Here is a 15,836-nt window from a genome sequence, read left to right as displayed (position 1 = left end):
GTTCACACACCGTGTGCGCAGGGGGCTCGCATATGCCCATCGCACACTCTCCCGCCCTGGTCACCACGCGAGTTGACTGCCCGTGCGGATGAAGGGGGGACGCGCCACTACAGAGAGGAGTGGACTCGTGACCACCGACGGCGAGAGTGCCGTGGTCCCGGAAGAACTCGCGGAGTTACGCCGTAGGCTGGACGTGGGCCTCGCCCGCGTCGACGGACGGCTGGCGTTGCTCTCCCAACACGACGAGCAGACGTCCAAGAACGTGGAGACCATGGAGGCCCGGGTCGCCGCACTGGAGCACACACGCTGGCCGCTGCCCACGATCGTCGCTCTCGCGGCGGTCGCGTCGATCGCCGTGGCGGTCTGGCAGGCCATCGGCCGTTAGCTAGCGCGCGTCCTGGCCGAGGCGCAGATGGTGCAGGAGGAGGAGAGCGGCCGCCATATTGGCGGCCGGGACCTCTCCGCGGGCCACCATGTCGGGGACCAGCTTGAGCGGGACCCACTCGCGGCGGTCCGACTCGAAGTCGTCTTCGGGATGGCCGATGTATGTCCCTTCGTCGGACCAGTAGATGTGGTGCCGGGCGTCGGTGAGTCCGTTGGACGGTTCGACGCTCATCAGGTGCCGCAGCGGTCCCGGCCGCCAGCCGGTCTCCTCCTCCATCTCGCGTGCCGCCGCGTACGCGATGTCCTCGCCGTCCTCGACGACACCGGCCGCGAGCTCCCAGCCCCAGCTGTCGGTGATGAAGCGGTGCCGCCACAGCAGCAGCACTTCGTTGGCCTCGTTGACGACGGTGGCCACGGCCACGGGCCGCAGCCGTATCAGGAAGTGATCGAGATGTTGGCCGTCGGGTAGTTCGACGTCTGCGAGATTGACCGTGAACCACCGGTTTCCATACACAGTTTGTTCGCTCTGTTTCGTCCACTGCACGGTTCTGCCACCTTCCGCCGAGTAGATGGCAATATCGCAGCAGAGGGAACGTCAGAGCAGAGTGTGTGCGGCGCGGAGCGGTGCGTACGCCTGCCCGGCGGAACGGCTGCGCCCGGTCGTCACAGCGGTACGCGCAGCGCCCCGTCGATCAGTTCGGCGGCCTCGGCCGTGCCCGCGCAGTCGCTGCGCACCAGATGTTCGCGGACCGCGCGCAACCGGTCGCGCAGCCGCTGCGACTCCATTCCCCTGGCCTGTTCCGCCATCTCCACCGCCGTGGCCACCGCCTCGTCGGTGTTGCCCTGCCGCAGTTCGATCTGGCTGAGCATGGCGAGCCGGTGCACCCGGCCCCGGTCGTGCGCCGGAGTGCCCACGGCGGCCGCGGCGTGTTCGTGGGCGCTGGCCAGGTCACCGAGGCTCAACAGTGCCTCCGCCACTTGCACGTTGACGAGGCCGGGCTGGACATAGCCCGTCTCGTCCGGCTCGCGGCCGCGCAGGATCCGGTCGGCCGCGACCTCCGCACGCCGGATGCAGGACAGCGCGCTCCTGCCGTCGCCCAGGTGCGCGTACGCCTTGGCCTGCATCGCGTAGAGGTCGGAGGCGAGCGCCGGGGTGAGGTCGCGCCCCGCGGCCCGCAGCGCGGCCTCCGCGAACGCCACCGCCTGGCGGTACTCGCGCATGAACAGGGACTGGTTGACGAGCAGCGCGATCACATACGCGCCGAGCCCCATGTCGCCGCTGGCCTTCGCGAGGCGCAGCGCCTGGTGGAAGTAGCGCTGGGCGAGGCCGTGCGCGTCGGAGTCGTAGGCACAGATCCCGGCTATGGCCACCAACCCGCCGGTGGAGCGGTGCAGTTGGCGGCCCATCTCGTCGGTGTAGCTGCCGCGCAGCAGCGGCGCGGCCTCGGCGTTGAGGAAGCCGACGATGCGGGTGCGGGTCGCGATGCCGCCGGTCTTGCGATACATCTGCTCGTAGTGGGCGCGGGCGGCGCGCATCATCTCGATGTCGGCCGTGCTGACCGGGTGGCGGCCGCCGCGCGAGACGTCGACGTCCTCGGGCGGGTTCTCCCACTCCCAGACGGGCATCACGGCGGGCGTGCCGGTGACGGCGGGCGCGCCGAGCAGGTGCGGGCGCTGTTGTTCGTCGGAGCGCCACAGGGCCGTCGCCCGTTCCACGAAGCCGGAGAGCGTGGAGGACGTCGAGCCGACCCGGGCGGCGGGCACACCGGGCAGGCCGAGGCCGATGTCGTCGAGGGTGACCGGCCGCTGCAGCCGGCCGGCGAGCACCTCACAGATCAGGTCGGGCACCTGACCGCGCGGGCGCTGCCCCTTCAACCAGCGTGAGACGGCCGTGTGTTCGTACCGCAACGCGAGTCCCCTGGACTTGCCCGCCTGGTTCACGTGTGCGGCGAGTCCCGCGTGGGAGATGCCCGCTTCGTCGAGGATCGCGTCGAGCAGGGTGTTGGGCTGCATGGATGCCCTCCGGTGGCTCGGTGCTGTTCAGCGTAGTCCAGGCCCCTTCACACGGGGTGTGAACGGAGTGCCCGGATCCGGGGGGTGTGCGCTCTGCCGCATGGGGTGTGGAATCGCTTGACTGAGATGCCTCATCAGTTAAGGAGGCCGGCCGGGCCGCCGGCTCCCCCTCTTACAGTGCGGCGGCCCTCATGGGCGCCGTCCGTCCCGCCGTCTGCCCGACAACTCCATGGCGGGGCGGGCGGCGCATGCCGCGGTCCCTGGTCCGCACACGAGGTTCCGCATACGGGTACGAGGTTCCGCGTACACGAGAGGCTCAGCTCAGGGTGCGGGCGTGCCGACCGGACTCGGCCGACCGCACGCACACCCTCGCCCGGTCGTTGCGCACCACGAGCAGGGCCGCGTCGTCGGACGGCAACCGGCCCGCGTGGCGCGTCAGTCGGGCGTAGACCGCACGGACCAGAGCCTGCGGCGAGACGGTCCGGCCGCCGGCGGCTTCGGTGAGGGCGGCCTGCAGCGGGAAGAAGGCGCCCGCGGCGTTCCGTTCGTCCTCCATGCCGTCGGTGTGCAGGACGAGCGCCTCACCGGGCAGCAGCAACCCGCAGTGCAGTACGGGCAGTTCGGCCGGGAGCGGGAACAGGCCGAGCGGCGGCAGCGGGTCGGCGTCCGTCAGCGGCCGCGCGTGCCCGCTCAGCAGATGCGGCCAGGGGTGCCCGCAGTTGAGCGCGGCGATCTCGCCCTCGGCGCTGATCTCCAGGAGCAGGACGGTGACGAAATCCTCGGCGGGCGGGGCATCCGCCGCCGTGCCGCCGCCCGTGAGGTGCTCGGTGCGCGCGCGCTCCCGCAGATGCCGGTCGAGGGCGCGCTCCAACCGGCGTAACACCAGGGGCAGTTCGGGCTCGTCGTGGGCCGCGTCGCGGAAGCTGCCGAGGAGGGCGGCGACGGTTCCGATGGCGGGCAGGCCGTGCCCGCGCACGTCGCCCATGACGATCCGGACCCCGTGGTCGGTGGCCGCCACCTCGTACAGGTCACCGCCGACGGAGGCGCCCCGCGAGGCGGAGAGCCGCCCGGCGGCGAGCGCGAGCCCTTCGACGCAGGGCGGCAGCGGCCGCAGGAGCACGTTCTGCGCGGCGCCCGCGACCTCCCTGGCCTGCCGCAGCTCCCGGACCAGCGCGCGCCGGACGTGCAGGACGAGGCCGGTCCCGACGGCGAAGAAGACGGCGCTGCTGACGATCCGCGCCTCCATGCCGTCCTGCTGCGCGAGCGGACAGGCCAGCTTGTACGTGACGGCGACGGCGCCCCACAGGGTGGGCAGCCCCAGCGACACCGCGCGTCGGCCCCGCCGGCACCTGACCGGCCGTACTCCGCGCAGCACCCGCGGAAGCATGCGGGTGATCCTTCGAGGGCGCCGGTCGCGCTCCCGCATCCGGAGCTCGCCCCGGCGGGGCGCCCCCGCCCTGATCCGCATCATGCCGTCGCCCCCAGTTCAGCGCGCAGGCCGGCTCCTACGGCCGGACCGATTCTGTCGACCGTGTGGTCCGATCGGACGGGGGTGACGCCCCTTGTCACCCGAACGAGTGAGGGGCTTGCCCGGTGATCCGGACAAGCCCCTCTGTACGCCCCTGATGCGCCTGGTGTCGGCTACGGGCGGTGACTACGCTCCGCGCAGCACCGCGCCCGTCGCCTCGGCCGCGCGCGCGACGGCCGCGTCACGGGCCGCGGAGGCCTCGTCGACCGTGAGCGTGCGGTCGGCCGCGCGGAAGCGCAGCGCGTATGCCAGGGACTTCTTGCCCTCGCCGATCTGCTCGCCCTCGAAGACGTCGAACAGCCGGATGGACTCCAGGAGGTCGCCCGCGCCGCCGCGCAGGTAGTACTCGAGGACGGTGGCGGGCACCGTGGCGTCGACCACCAGGGCGACGTCCTGGGTGGCGACCGGGAAGGTGGAGATGCGCGGCGCCCGGACGACCCCGTCGCGCGCCGACTCAAGGAGGTCCAGGTCGAGCTCCATCGCGCAGGTGCGCGCGGGCACGCCGAACGCCTTCACGGCGCGCGGGTGCAGCTCGCCCGCGTGGCCGACGGTGACGATCTCGCCGTCGACGACGACCTTCAGCTCGGCGCACCGGCCGGGGTGCCAGGGGCCGTACTGGCCCTGGTCGACGATGAGCTCGACGCCGGCCTCCCGGGCGATGGTCCGCGCCGACTCCACGGCGTCGGCCCAGTCCGCCGGGCGGCCCTTGCCCCACCAGCCGGCCTGCTCGCGGGCGCCCGCGAGGACGACGGCGGCGTGCCGGGGCTGGACGGGCAGCGCGTCGGTCAGGGACGCGATCTCCTCGTCCGTGGGACGCCGGTCGACGGGCAGGCGCACCGCGACCTTCAGCTCGTCCCGCGGGTGGAAGACCAGGCCGGTCTCGAAGAGCGCCAGGTCGTGGCTGCCGCGGCCGTCGTTGCGGCGCAGCGCGGCGAGCAGTCCGGGCAGCAGCGTCGTGCGGAGCGCGGGCTCCTCGTCGGAGAGCGGGTTGGCCAGCTTCACGACACGGCGGTCGGGGTCGTCCTCGGCCAGCTGCAGCTGGTCGAAGGCGGCCTCGCCGAGGAAGGGGTAGCTGAGCGCCTCGACGAAACCGGCGCCGGCCAGCGCGCGGCCGACCCGGCGGTGCAACCGCTGCCGCTCGGTGAGGCCGCGGCCCGCGGGGGGCTTGGGCAGCGTCGAGGGGAGGTTCTCGTACCCCTCCAGGCGGATGACCTCTTCGGCGAGGTCGTTCGGCTCGGCGAGGTCGGGGCGCCAGGACGGCACGGTGACGGTCAGGGCGTCCTGGCCGTAGACGTCGCAGCCGACCTGCTGGAGGCGGCGTACGACGGTTTCGCGGCCGTAGGCGACGCCGGCGACCTTGTCCGGGTGGTCGGCCGGCATGGTGATCGTGCGCGGCGCGGTCGGGGCGATGACCTCGGTGACGCCGGCCTCGGCGCTGCCGCCCGCGAGGAGCACCAGCAGGTCGACGGTGCGCTGCGCGGCGGCGGCCGCGGCCTGCGGGTCGACGCCGCGCTCGAAGCGCTTGGACGCCTCGGAGGCCAGCTTGTGGCGGCGCGCGGTGCGGGCGATGGAGAGCGCGTCGAAGTGCGCGGCCTCGATCACCACCTCGGTGGTGCCGCGGACCTCGGCGGCCACCGTCCCCGTCGGGTCGAACGCGGGGGTCTCGGAGTCGGCGATCTCAGTGTTGGCGCCGCCCATGACGCCCGCGAGGCCGATGGGGCCGCGGTCGTCGGTGATGACCAGGTCCTCGGCGTCCAGGACACGCTGGGCGCCGTCGAGGGTGGTGAGCTTCTCGCCCTGCTCGGCCCGGCGCACGCCGATCGCGCCCTGGACGCGGGAGCGGTCGTACGCGTGCAGGGGCTGGCCGAGCTCCATCATCACGTAGTTGGTGATGTCGACGGCGAGCGAGATCGGGCGCATGCCGACCTTCTGCAGCCGGCGCTGCAGCCAGATCGGGGAGCGGGCCCCGGGCTGCAGACCGGTGACGGTGCGCGCGGTGAAGCGGTCGCAGCCGATCGGGTCGGCGATCTTGACCGGGTAGCCGAAGGAGTTCGGCGCGGGCACGTCGAGCAGGGCCGGGTCGCGCAGCGGCAGGCCGTAGGCGATGGCGGTCTCGCGGGCGACGCCGCGCATCGACAGGGCATAGCCCCGGTCGGGCGTGACGGCGATGTCGAGGACCTCGTCGACGAGCTCCAGGAGCTCGATGGCGTCGGTGCCGGCCTCGTGCTCGGGCGGCAGGACGATGATGCCGCCGCTGCCGTCGTCGCCCATGCCCAGCTCACCGCCGGAGCAGATCATGCCGTGCGAGGTCTTGCCGTACGTCTTGCGGGCGGCGATGGCGAAGTCACCGGGCAGGACGGCGCCGGGCAGCACCACGACGACCTTGTCGCCGACGGCGAAGTTCCGGGCGCCGCAGACGATCTCCTGCGGTTCGCCGGTGCCGTTGGCGGTGCCGACGTCGACGGTGCAGAAGCGGATGGGCTTCTTGAAGCCCTCCAGCTCCTCGATGGTCAGGACCTTGCCCACGACGAGCGGACCCTTGAGGCCGGCGCCGAGCTGCTCGACGGTCTCGACCTCCAGGCCGACCTCGATCAGCTTGGCCTGCACGTCACGGCCGGTCTCGGTGGCGGGGAGGTCGACGTACTCCCGCAGCCAGGAAAGCGGGACCCGCATCAGATCTCCATCCCGAACGGCCGGGTGAACCGGATGTCACCCTCGACCATGTCTCGCATGTCTTCGACGTTGTGGCGGAACATCAGCATCCGTTCGATGCCGAACCCGAAGGCGAATCCGCTGTACTTCTGGGGGTCGACGCCGCAGGCGGTGAGCACCTTGGGGTTGACCATGCCGCAGCCGCCGAGCTCGATCCAGCCCTCGCTGCCGCAGGTGCGGCAGGGGCGGTCGGGGTTGCCGACGGACTCGCCGCGGCAGACGTAGCAGACCATGTCCATCTCGGCGGACGGCTCGGTGAACGGGAAGAAGTTCGGCCGCAGGCGGGTCTTCATGTCCGGGCCGAAGAGCGACTGGACCATGTGGTCCAGGGTGCCCTTGAGGTCGGCCATGGTCAGGCCCTCGTCGACGGCGAGCAGCTCGATCTGGTGGAAGACCGGGGTGTGCGTGGCGTCGAGCTCGTCCGTGCGGTACACGCGGCCGGGGCAGACCACGTAGACCGGCGGCTCACGGCGCTCGATGAGCGAGCGGGCCTGCACGGGCGAGGTGTGCGTGCGCAGCACGACACCGGACTCGTCGCCGGTCCCGCCGTCCGGGCCCTGGACGAAGAAGGTGTCCTGCATCTGCCGGGCCGGGTGGTCGGGCGTGAAGTTGAGGGCGTCGAAGTTGAACCACTCCGCCTCGACCTCGGGGCCCTCGGCGACCTCGTAGCCCATGGCGACGAAGACGTCCGCGACGCGCTCCATGAAGGTGGTCAGCGGGTGCCGGGCGCCGGCGGGCGTGCGGTCGTGGGGCAGCGTGACGTCCACCGCCTCCTCGACCAGGACGCGGGCGTCGCGCTCGGCCTCGAGCTCGGTCTGGCGGGCGGCCAGGGCCTTGCTCACGGCGCCGCGCGCCATGCCCACGCGCTTGCCCGCCTCGGCCTTGGCCTGCGGGGGCAGCGCGCCGATCTCGCGGTTGGCGAGCGCCAGCGGCGAGGTGCCGCCGGTGTGCGCGACCTTGGCCTCCTGGAGCGCGTCGAGCGTGTCCGCGGCGGCGAAGGCGGCGAGCGCCTCGTCCCGCATGCGCTCGATCTCTTCAGGTTTCAGTGCCTCGACCTCAACAGGGTCGTACGACTTGTTCGGTGCCGACATCTCTTCCCGTGCTTCCGATTGGCTGGCGGATGGGTCCCCGTCAACAACTCGGAGACAAGCTGTCCCAGGTGTGGGGACACAAAGTGCCAACCACCGAGTCTAACGGGGGTGCGGTGAACGAATGAGCCCGCGGGCTGCTCAGGGCGTCCTTCGCAGGGTCACTGCAGATACGCCGGGGCCCCCACGGGCAACGTAAATCGGAACCGGGCGCCGCCGCCGGGAGCGCGGCCGACGGTGATCGTCCCGCCGTGCACCTCCACGATGCCCTTCACGATGTACAACCCCAGTCCCGTCCCGCCGCGCTTGCTGCCCCGCCAGAAGCGGGTGAAGACGCGGCCCATCGACTCCTCCGGAATGCCGGGACCCTCGTCGCTCACGGTCACGGCGGTCTCTGCGCCGCCCCGCTCGCGTGGCGAGGAGGAGGCGGCCACCTCGATGGTGACGGTTCCCTCGCCGTGGCGCACCGCGTTTTCCAGCAGGTTGCTGAGCACCTGGTCGATCTTGTCGGGGTCCGCCCAGCAGTCGGGCAGCGGCTGCGCGACCCGGACGAGGAAGCGGTCCGCGTCCTGCCCGGCGGCGACGTACGCCTGGATGTGGCGGCCGACGGCGGCGCCTATGTCGACGGGCTGGCGGCGCAGCTCCAGGCGCCCGGAGTCGATGCGGGAGATGTCGAGGAGCTCGGCGATCAGCCGGGTGACGCGGTTGGCGTCGGCGTCGACGGTCTCCAGCATCAGTTTCTTCTGGTCGTCGGTGAACCGCTCCCACTTGGCGAGCAGCGTCGCGGTGAAGCCCTTGACGGAGGTGAGCGGCGAGCGGAGCTCGTGGGCGACCGTGGCGATCAGCTCGGCGTGGCTGCGCTCGGTGCGGCGGCGGGCCTCGGTGTCCCGCAGGGAGACGATCACCCGGCGTACGGGCCCGGTGCGGGCGGTGCGCACGTAGCGGGCGGAGACGAGGACCTCGCGGCCGCCGGGGAGCAGCAGGTTGCGCTCGGGCTGGCCGATGCGGATGGCGAGGCCTCCGTAGGGATCGGTCAGCTGCCACCAGCGGCGGCCCTCGAGGTCCTCTAACGGGAGCGCGTGCTCCAGCGGGGTGCCGAGGGCGTCGGCCGCGGGGACGGCGGTGATCCGTACCGCCGCCGCGTTGAAGCAGATGATCCGGCCCGTCTCGTCGGCGACGACGAGCCCGTCGGGCAGCTCGTCCGGGTCGAGTCCGAGGTCGCCGAGGTCACCGGGGCCGTCGCGGTCCGCGCGAGCACGGGCCACGTCCCGCACTCCCGGTGCTCTGCTCGTGCCGACACTCATGCCCCGTACCCCACCTCTCGGACTGTCGGTGGGGGTGCCTCCCTGCGCCCCCGAGGCCGTCACACTACTAGCTCGATGTGACGGAGCGGACCCCCTCAGCGAGGACTGCCGGCGCGCTGGGCGCGGGCGGACGCGTAGAGGCACACCGCTGCGGCCGTCGCGAGGTTGAGGCTCTCGGCTCTGCCGTGGATCGGAACGCGCACCACGGCGTCGGCGAGCGCGCGGGTCTCCTCCGGCAGTCCCCAGGCCTCGTTGCCGAAGACCCAGGCGGTGGGGGTGCCCATGGTGCCCCGGTCGAGTTCGGTGTCGAGGTCGTCCGCACCCGCCCCGTCGGCGGCGAGGATCCGTACGCCCGCGTCCTTCAGCCCCTGGACGGCCTGCTCGACGGGGACGCCGACGGCGACGGGCAGGTGGAAGTGCGAACCGACCGACGCGCGCACCGACTTGGGGTTGTAGAGGTCCACCGAGGCGTCGGTGAAGATCACGGCGTCGGCGCCCGCGGCGTCCGCGCAGCGCAGCACGGTCCCGGCGTTGCCGGGGTCGCGTACGTGGGCGAGGACGGCGACGAGCTTCGGGCGGGCGGCGAGGATCTCCTCGAAGGGCACGTCGAGGAAGCGGCAGACGCCGACCAGGCCCTGCGGGGTGACCGTGGTCGAGATGTCGGCGATGACGTCCTCGTCGGCGAGGTGCACCCGGGCCCCGGCGGCGCGGGCCTCCGCCACGATGTCGGCGTGCCGCTCGGCCGCTTCGACGGTGGCGAACAGCTCGACGAGCGTCTGCCCGTGCCCGGCGGCCTCCCGTACGGCCTGCGGCCCCTCGGCGAGGAACAGCCGCTCCTTCCCCCGGAAGTTCCGCTTGGCCAGCCGCCGTGCGGCACTGACGCGCGGCGACTTGGGGGAGATCGACTCGGGAGCGGCGGGCATGGACTCACCTTCGTGGAGCGGGGGTTGAGCGCCCCTTGGGGGCGCGGGGAACTGCGCGACAAGCCCCCACGGCCCGCGGGGAACAGCCGACCTACGCACTCGGACCCGCAGGCCACGGGTGGCCTGCGGGTCCGAGGAGGGCGTTCACAGACGCACGGCTCAGGCGGCAGCCTTGGGCGCGTTGACGTCCGACGGCAGCGCCTTCTGCGCGACCTCGACGAGCGCGGCGAACGCGTTCTCGTCGTTGACGGCCAGCTCCGCGAGGATCTTGCGGTCCACCTCGATGTTGGCGGCCTTCAGACCCTGGATGAGGCGGTTGTACGTCATGCCGTTCTGGCGGGCAGCGGCGTTGATGCGCTGGATCCACAGCTGACGGAAGTCGCCCTTGCGCTTCTTGCGGTCGTTGTAGTTGTAGACCAGGGAGTGGGTGACCTGCTCCTTGGCCTTGCGGTACAGGCGCGACCGCTGGCCGCGGTAGCCGCTGGCCGCTTCGAGGATCGCCCGACGCTTCTTGTGGGCGTTGACTGCCCGCTTGACGCGTGCCACTTGTTAACTCCTTGTAGCGGGGCCGTGGTTGGACTCACACGACCCGATATCGATTGGGTCCCGGTCAGAGTTCAGGCGCGATCCGCGCCCGGACTCACTTGCCGAGAAGCTTCTTGATCTTCTTGGCGTCGCCCGGGGCCATCTCGGCGTTGCCGGTGAGGCGACGCGTCAGACGGGACGACTTGTGCTCGAGCAGGTGGCGCTTGCCGGCGCGCTCGCGGAGCACCTTGCCGGAGCCGGTGACCTTGAAGCGCTTGCTGGCACCGCTGTGCGACTTGTTCTTCGGCATAGCGCCGTTCTCTCCTCGTCAGTGGCACTCCGATGCCCGGTCGGGAAACCGGGCATCCGGGAGCCATATGTATCGGTTGGCATCCCCTGGACTCGCGTCCGGGGGATCAGGCCTCGGCAGGAGCCTCGGCCGGGGCCTCGGCGGGAGCTTCGTCGAGCTCCTCTCCCTCGGCGGAGTTCTGCGAGCGGCCCGGGTTGGCCTTCGCGTCCGCCTTGCGAGCCGCCTGGGCCTCACGGGCCTCGGCCATCGCCTCGGTCTTCTTCTTGTGCGGACCGAGAACCATGATCATGTTTCGGCCGTCCTGCTTCGGGTTCGACTCGATGAACCCAAGGTCCTCGACGTCCGAAGCGAGACGCTGCAGCAGTCGGAAGCCCAGCTCGGGGCGGGACTGCTCGCGACCACGGAACATGATCGTGATCTTGACCTTGTCGCCCTGCTTGAGGAACCGGACGACATGACCCTTCTTGGTGTCATAGTCGTGCGGGTCGATCTTCGGCCGGAGCTTCATCTCCTTGATGACCGTGTGCGCCTGGTTCTTGCGCGCCTCACGGGCCTTCATGGCCGACTCGTACTTGAACTTGCCGTAGTCCATGAGCTTGCAGACCGGCGGACGCGCGGTGGCGGCCACCTCGACCAGGTCAAGGTCGTACTCCTGTGCAAGCTCCAGGGCCTTGGCAAGCGGAACAATCCCGACCTGCTCGCCGCTGGGACCGACAAGTCGCACCTCGGGAACGCGAATCCGGTCGTTGATGCGGGGCTCGGCGCTGATGGATCCTCCTCGGTAGCACCACGCGACCGTCTGGCGGACAGCCGCGTTACGTCTGTTGACTGGACCAACCGAACGAGGCAACGAAAAATGCCCCGACCGATCACACTGAAGGGGCTCCACGTACTACCGGAGCACCTCCGCGGTGATCGCGGGGCGCACATCGGGCGGCCCGAAGCCTCGGGGACTTCGGTCGCCTGACCGGTGACCCGCCGCCCCTAGGAGCGGCCAGGTGGGAGATCGGAGCCTCCACTTGTGGGCCGGGTCTCGCGCTGACACGCGGGTATCCGGCCGGTCGTCACACAAGGTTAGCAGCTCCGCGGGGGTGGGGCGAACCGGCGCGCACGGGGCTCCCGCGGCCGGGGCCGTACGGGGCTCGGCATATCGTGGGGGACATGAGCGACGCGACCCCCACCCCCGAGTCCCCCGCGGTCCCCGGGCCCGACTCCCCCGACTTCGACACCCTGACCCGTGACATCGCGGACGTCCCCGCGGTCGAGGTGATCACCACGGTGGCGGTCCACCTGATGAGCGCCGCGGCCGTGAACCTCGGTCTCGCCGAGGGCGGCGAGGGCCACAAGGACCTGGACGAGGCCCGCAAGCTGATCCACTCGCTGGCCGGCCTGATGGACGCGAGCGCCACGGAGATCAGCTCGTTCCACGCGGCGCCGCTGCGGGACGGTCTGAAGTCGCTGCAGCTGGCGTTCCGCGAGGCGTCGCTGGTGGCGGACGAGCCGGGTCAGGGCCCGGGCGAGAAGTACACGGGCCCGGTCTACGGCTGACCCGTCACACCGTACGTACGCGCTGCGCGTACGTACGGGGCTTCACACCGTACGTACGTAGAGGGGCTCGCCCGGTGGCGTCGCCTCGGCCGGCAGGAGCGCCAGGTCGAGACCGCGCACCAGGCGGGCCCTCAGTGTTTCGTCGGCGGCGATCCGCCGGGCCACGCGCTGCGCGGCCTCGGCGGGCTCCGCGGCGGGGTCGAGGACCAGGGCGAGGGTGCCGTCCGCCTGGCCGGGGCCGAGGTGGGCGCGGAGCACGGCGGGCTCGGCGGCGACGGCCGCGCGCACCGCGTCGGTGACGGCGGGGTCGGCGAGCGGGTCGGCGCTGGCGCGGCCCTCGGCGAGGGCGAGCAGGGCGGAGCGGCCCAGTTCGTAGGGGACGGGGCCCGCGAGGTCGAGGACGATGGTGTCGGCCTGCTCGTGGACGGCGGCCTGCAGCGCCTGGGGCAGGGGGACGGCGACGGGGCGGGCCGCCGGGTCCCACAGGGCGAGCGCCTCGGTGGAGGTGAAGGCGGGCAGCGCCTTGCGGTCGCCGGCCTTGAGGGTGGGGACCGCCATGTCGCTGGTCTTCTCGCGGCGAAGGCCGTTCTCGTCCTCCTCGACCTCGCCGAGCACGGCGACGACGGGGACGAGGAGCCGGGCGCCGGCCAGGGCCGCGAGGACGGGGCCGTGCGCCGTGCGGTCCTTCGACCAGGCGGCGAGCGCCGCGGCCAGTCGCGGGTCGGCCGTGCCGTCGTCGTCGGAGAAGCCCGGGTCGGGAATGTTCTTGTTCGCCATGCTCGCCATGTTCGCCACGGCATCGACCCTACAGAGTGGCGGTGCCGTCCCGGTCGGTCGCCCGGGGCTCCGCCGGGGTCCCGGGGTCAGCCGCGCCGGGGCGTTCCGGCCCTGGTCCGCCACAGGTGGACCGCCGCGGCGAGCAGCGCGACGCCCAGGCCGCCGGCGACGGGGCCCACCCAGCCCGCCGGGCCGTCGTCGCCGACGGTCGCGTCCGGCCCCGCGCCGAAGTACTTCGTGCCGTACGCCGCCGTGTGCGGCTCCTCGGGCTTGAGCTTGGCCGCCCGGGTGAGCGCGGCCGCCGGGTCGATCATGCCGAAGCCCCGGGAGTCGTCCCGGCCGCCGGCGGGTGCGTCCCGTGCGGTGTCCTCGAGGAGCTGTTTGATCTGGGCGGGGGTGAGCCCGGGGTGGGCCGCGCGGAGCAGGGCGACGGCGCCGGACACGAAGGCGGAGGCGGCGCTGGTGCCCCAGCCCTCGTAGTACTTGTGGTCGGGGTCGGCGATGACGATGTCGTCGCCGGGGGCGGCGACGGTGGCGTACCAGCGGCGGGTGGAGAAGGAGGCGCGGGCGCCGTTCTCGTCGACGGCCGTCGCGGCGATCACGCCGGGGTAGGCGGCGGGGTAGGAGATGTGGTCGCCGCGCTCGCCGCCGTTGCCCGCGGAGGCGACGACGGCGACACCCTTCTTCAGGGCGTACTGCACGGCGGCGTCCTCGGCCGGTTCGGGGTGGGCGGACTTGGAGTCGTCGCCGAGGGAGAGGTTGATGACGTCGGCGCCGTGGTCGGCGGCCCAGCGGATGCCGTCGGCGAGGGCGTTGCCGCGGGTGTCGCGGGCCTTCTTGCGGGCGGGGTCGCCGTCCTCCAGGATCACGCGGATCGGCAGGATCTTCGCGTCGGGCGCGATGCCGAGCACGCCGTCGGAGCGGCCCTCGCCGTGTCCGTGGCCCGCGATGATCCCGGCCATGGCGGTGCCGTGCCGGGCCCAGGGGCGGTCGCCGCGGCCGGCCCCGAAGCCGACCATGTCCTTGCCCTTGAGGACGCTGCCCGCGAGGTCCGGGTGCTCCGCGTCTATGCCGGTGTCCAGGACGGCGACGGTGATACCGGCGCCCTTGGTGGTCCGCCAGGCCTCGTCGGTGTGCATGGCGCCGAGGGCCCACTGCTGGGCGCGGATGCCGTCGTCGGCGTGGGCGGGGGTGACGGGGGCGAGGGCCAGGGTGGCGGCGACGGCGGCGACGAGCGCGTGGCGGATCCTCACGGGGCGGGCTTGCGCGGGGCGGGTCTGGGCGGGGCGGGCTTGCGCGGGGCGGGTCTGCAGGGGCCGGTCGCCGACCCGGCGGGGTGTCCTCGCCTGACGGGTGCTCATGATTGCTTCTCCGCTGCCGCGATGGTCTTGCGCAGGCCTCGTTCGATCCGGTCGGCGATGCCCTTCGCCTCGTGGCCGAGGCCCGACTGGGCGGGCGCCGACGTGGTGTTGGTGCCCATGGCCTCGGTGGCGGGCTCGGGGTCCGTGACGGCGCGGCCGTCGGCGAATCCGGAGACGGCGTACGCGACGACGGGCGCGTCCGGCAGCACGGACATGGTCCAGGCGGCGCGCTGCGCGTCCCCGAACCCCTCGGCCGGCGTGCCCTTCGCCGCGTACGGGCGGGGCATGAGGTCGGGGCGCCGGTCGAGCCCCTCCTCCGTGAAACGGTTCCGCAGGGTCTGCATCGCGTCGGCGTCCGCCTTGGTGAACAGCAGGCCCACGGTGGTGACATGGCTGCGGGTGGCGTCCGTGTACGTGGCGCGCAGCAGCCGCAGACAGCCGACCGGGGCGAGCGCCTTGCGCAGCAGCGGGTCGAAGGCGCCCCGGCAGCCGCTGTCGGGGGCGACGGCGACACGGGTCCAGGAGCGGTCGGCGCCGCCCGGGCCCGCGCCCTCGCCCTTCAGGGCGGGCGGGAAGAGCCGGTCGACGGGGACGCTGTGCCAGAGTCCGCCGGTGACGGTGTACGCGCTGCGGTCGGCGCCGCCGGCCGCTGACTCGCCGGTCAGCCAACTCCCGGTCACCGCACCGCCGATGAGGCCGAGCCCGAGGACGACACAGGCCGCGGCGGCGGCCGCGCGGGGCTTCGCCCAGGCGCCGATGGGCCGCAGCCGGGTGGTGGTGTCGTCGTACAGCGCGGACCGAGCGAAGGAGACGAAGGGCCGTCCGGCCCCGGGCCCCGGCGTCAGATCCACGACCGCGACGGCCCGCCGGAAGGCGCGTGCGCGCGGGGGTGCGGGAGGGCGGGGCGTGGGGGCCGAATCCGCCCCCACGTCAGCGGGGATGGGCCGCAACCGAGCGGTCGTCTCCTCAGGCGCGGCGTCGTCCAACCCATCCCGGGCGGGCGGCGCCTCCAAGGCGGAGGGGACGCCGGGGGGCGCGGTGGGGTGCGGCGGCACGGAGGCCGACTCGGCGGTCGCGGGCGGGGCGTCGGGGAGACGGGCCGAGGCCGGTGGGGGTGCTGGGACGTCTTCCGCGCGGGCCTGCGGGGGTATGGCGGGGGTCGACTCGGCGGTCGCCGGCGGGGCGTCGGGGAGACGGGCCGAGGCCGGTGGGGGTACGGCAGGGTGCGCCGACGCGCGGGGGGCGGTGGGGTCGGCCGGGGCCGGGGGTGCCGGGGCGGACGGGGGTACGGCGGGGGGCGGCGTCGCGGGGGCAGGCGCCGGTGGGACGTCGGGCAGACGGGCCGAGGCCGACGGAGGTGCTG

The 15,836-nt window shown here is 72.9% G+C and carries 15 protein-coding genes; 2 read left to right on the top strand and 13 right to left on the bottom strand.

Annotated elements, in window-relative coordinates; all coding sequences use genetic code 11:
• The first annotated feature begins 127 nt into the window (after positions 1-127).
• On the top strand, positions 128-385 hold the full coding sequence (locus ACZ6CV_RS33980) for a hypothetical protein (protein WP_469255315.1): 258 nt from the start codon (positions 128-130) through the stop codon (positions 383-385).
• Here ACZ6CV_RS33980 and ACZ6CV_RS33975 read toward each other — a convergent pair whose 3' ends face one another.
• The 10 genes from ACZ6CV_RS33975 to infC all read right to left on the bottom strand — a co-directional run bounded on the left by ACZ6CV_RS33975 (position 386) and on the right by infC (position 11,556).
• Entirely contained in the window at positions 386-928 is a 543-nt protein-coding gene (locus tag ACZ6CV_RS33975) for an NUDIX hydrolase (RefSeq protein WP_355810432.1), read from the bottom strand.
• Positions 929-1,047: 119 nt separating this feature from the next.
• Positions 1,048-2,397, bottom strand: a complete 1,350-nt coding sequence (locus ACZ6CV_RS33970; RefSeq protein ID WP_469255313.1) for a transcriptional regulator — start codon at positions 2,395-2,397, stop codon at positions 1,048-1,050.
• A 316-nt stretch (positions 2,398-2,713) separates the two neighbouring features.
• Positions 2,714-3,784 carry a PP2C family protein-serine/threonine phosphatase gene (locus tag ACZ6CV_RS33965; RefSeq protein ID WP_469255311.1) on the bottom strand — a complete coding sequence of 357 codons (1,071 nt, stop codon included), beginning with the start codon at positions 3,782-3,784 and terminating at the stop codon, positions 2,714-2,716.
• A 267-nt stretch (positions 3,785-4,051) separates the two neighbouring features.
• Positions 4,052-6,598, bottom strand: a complete 2,547-nt coding sequence (gene pheT / locus ACZ6CV_RS33960; RefSeq protein ID WP_469255309.1) for a phenylalanine--tRNA ligase subunit beta — start codon at positions 6,596-6,598, stop codon at positions 4,052-4,054.
• Positions 6,598-7,728, bottom strand: a complete 1,131-nt coding sequence (pheS, locus tag ACZ6CV_RS33955) for a phenylalanine--tRNA ligase subunit alpha (protein WP_362371371.1) — start codon at positions 7,726-7,728, stop codon at positions 6,598-6,600. The genes pheT and pheS overlap by 1 nt, the downstream gene beginning before the upstream one ends.
• Positions 7,729-7,886: 158 nt before the next feature.
• The gene (locus ACZ6CV_RS33950) at positions 7,887-9,029 is read right to left on the bottom strand and encodes a sensor histidine kinase (RefSeq protein WP_469255307.1); all 1,143 of its coding nucleotides are present in this window, start codon (positions 9,027-9,029) and stop codon (positions 7,887-7,889) included.
• A 95-nt stretch (positions 9,030-9,124) separates the two neighbouring features.
• Positions 9,125-9,952 carry a TrmH family RNA methyltransferase gene (locus ACZ6CV_RS33945; protein ID WP_362371365.1) on the bottom strand — a complete coding sequence of 276 codons (828 nt, stop codon included), beginning with the start codon at positions 9,950-9,952 and terminating at the stop codon, positions 9,125-9,127.
• Between the two features lie 159 nt (positions 9,953-10,111).
• Entirely contained in the window at positions 10,112-10,498 is a 387-nt protein-coding gene (rplT, locus tag ACZ6CV_RS33940) for a 50S ribosomal protein L20 (protein ID WP_362371362.1), read from the bottom strand.
• 94 nt (positions 10,499-10,592) lie between these two features.
• Positions 10,593-10,787, bottom strand: a complete 195-nt coding sequence (rpmI, locus tag ACZ6CV_RS33935) for a 50S ribosomal protein L35 (protein ID WP_007829094.1) — start codon at positions 10,785-10,787, stop codon at positions 10,593-10,595.
• 106 nt (positions 10,788-10,893) lie between these two features.
• Positions 10,894-11,556 (bottom strand): translation initiation factor IF-3, encoded by a 663-nt coding sequence (gene infC / locus ACZ6CV_RS33930; RefSeq protein ID WP_268775508.1) that lies wholly within the window; start codon positions 11,554-11,556, stop codon positions 10,894-10,896.
• A 392-nt stretch (positions 11,557-11,948) separates the two neighbouring features.
• On the opposite strand from infC, the gene ACZ6CV_RS33925 reads away from it, so the two are divergent.
• Entirely contained in the window at positions 11,949-12,335 is a 387-nt protein-coding gene (locus ACZ6CV_RS33925) for a DUF1844 domain-containing protein (RefSeq protein WP_355810411.1), read from the top strand.
• 42 nt (positions 12,336-12,377) lie between these two features.
• On the opposite strand, the gene ACZ6CV_RS33920 is transcribed toward ACZ6CV_RS33925, so the two are convergent.
• From ACZ6CV_RS33920 to ACZ6CV_RS33910, 3 genes are all read right to left on the bottom strand, one after another.
• Positions 12,378-13,112 carry an SseB family protein gene (locus ACZ6CV_RS33920; RefSeq protein ID WP_359330272.1) on the bottom strand — a complete coding sequence of 245 codons (735 nt, stop codon included), beginning with the start codon at positions 13,110-13,112 and terminating at the stop codon, positions 12,378-12,380.
• A gap of 86 nt (positions 13,113-13,198) precedes the next feature.
• Positions 13,199-14,473 carry a type VII secretion-associated serine protease mycosin gene (mycP, locus tag ACZ6CV_RS33915; RefSeq protein ID WP_469255304.1) on the bottom strand — a complete coding sequence of 425 codons (1,275 nt, stop codon included), beginning with the start codon at positions 14,471-14,473 and terminating at the stop codon, positions 13,199-13,201.
• Complete coding sequence (locus tag ACZ6CV_RS33910) at positions 14,470-15,324, bottom strand: hypothetical protein (RefSeq protein WP_469255302.1); 855 nt, start codon at positions 15,322-15,324, stop codon at positions 14,470-14,472. The genes mycP and ACZ6CV_RS33910 overlap by 4 nt, the downstream gene beginning before the upstream one ends.
• Positions 15,325-15,836 lie beyond the last annotated feature (512 nt).

The organism is Streptomyces sp. NPDC041713, assembly GCF_055591085.1.
This window is presented reverse-complemented; position numbering and strand designations above follow the sequence as displayed.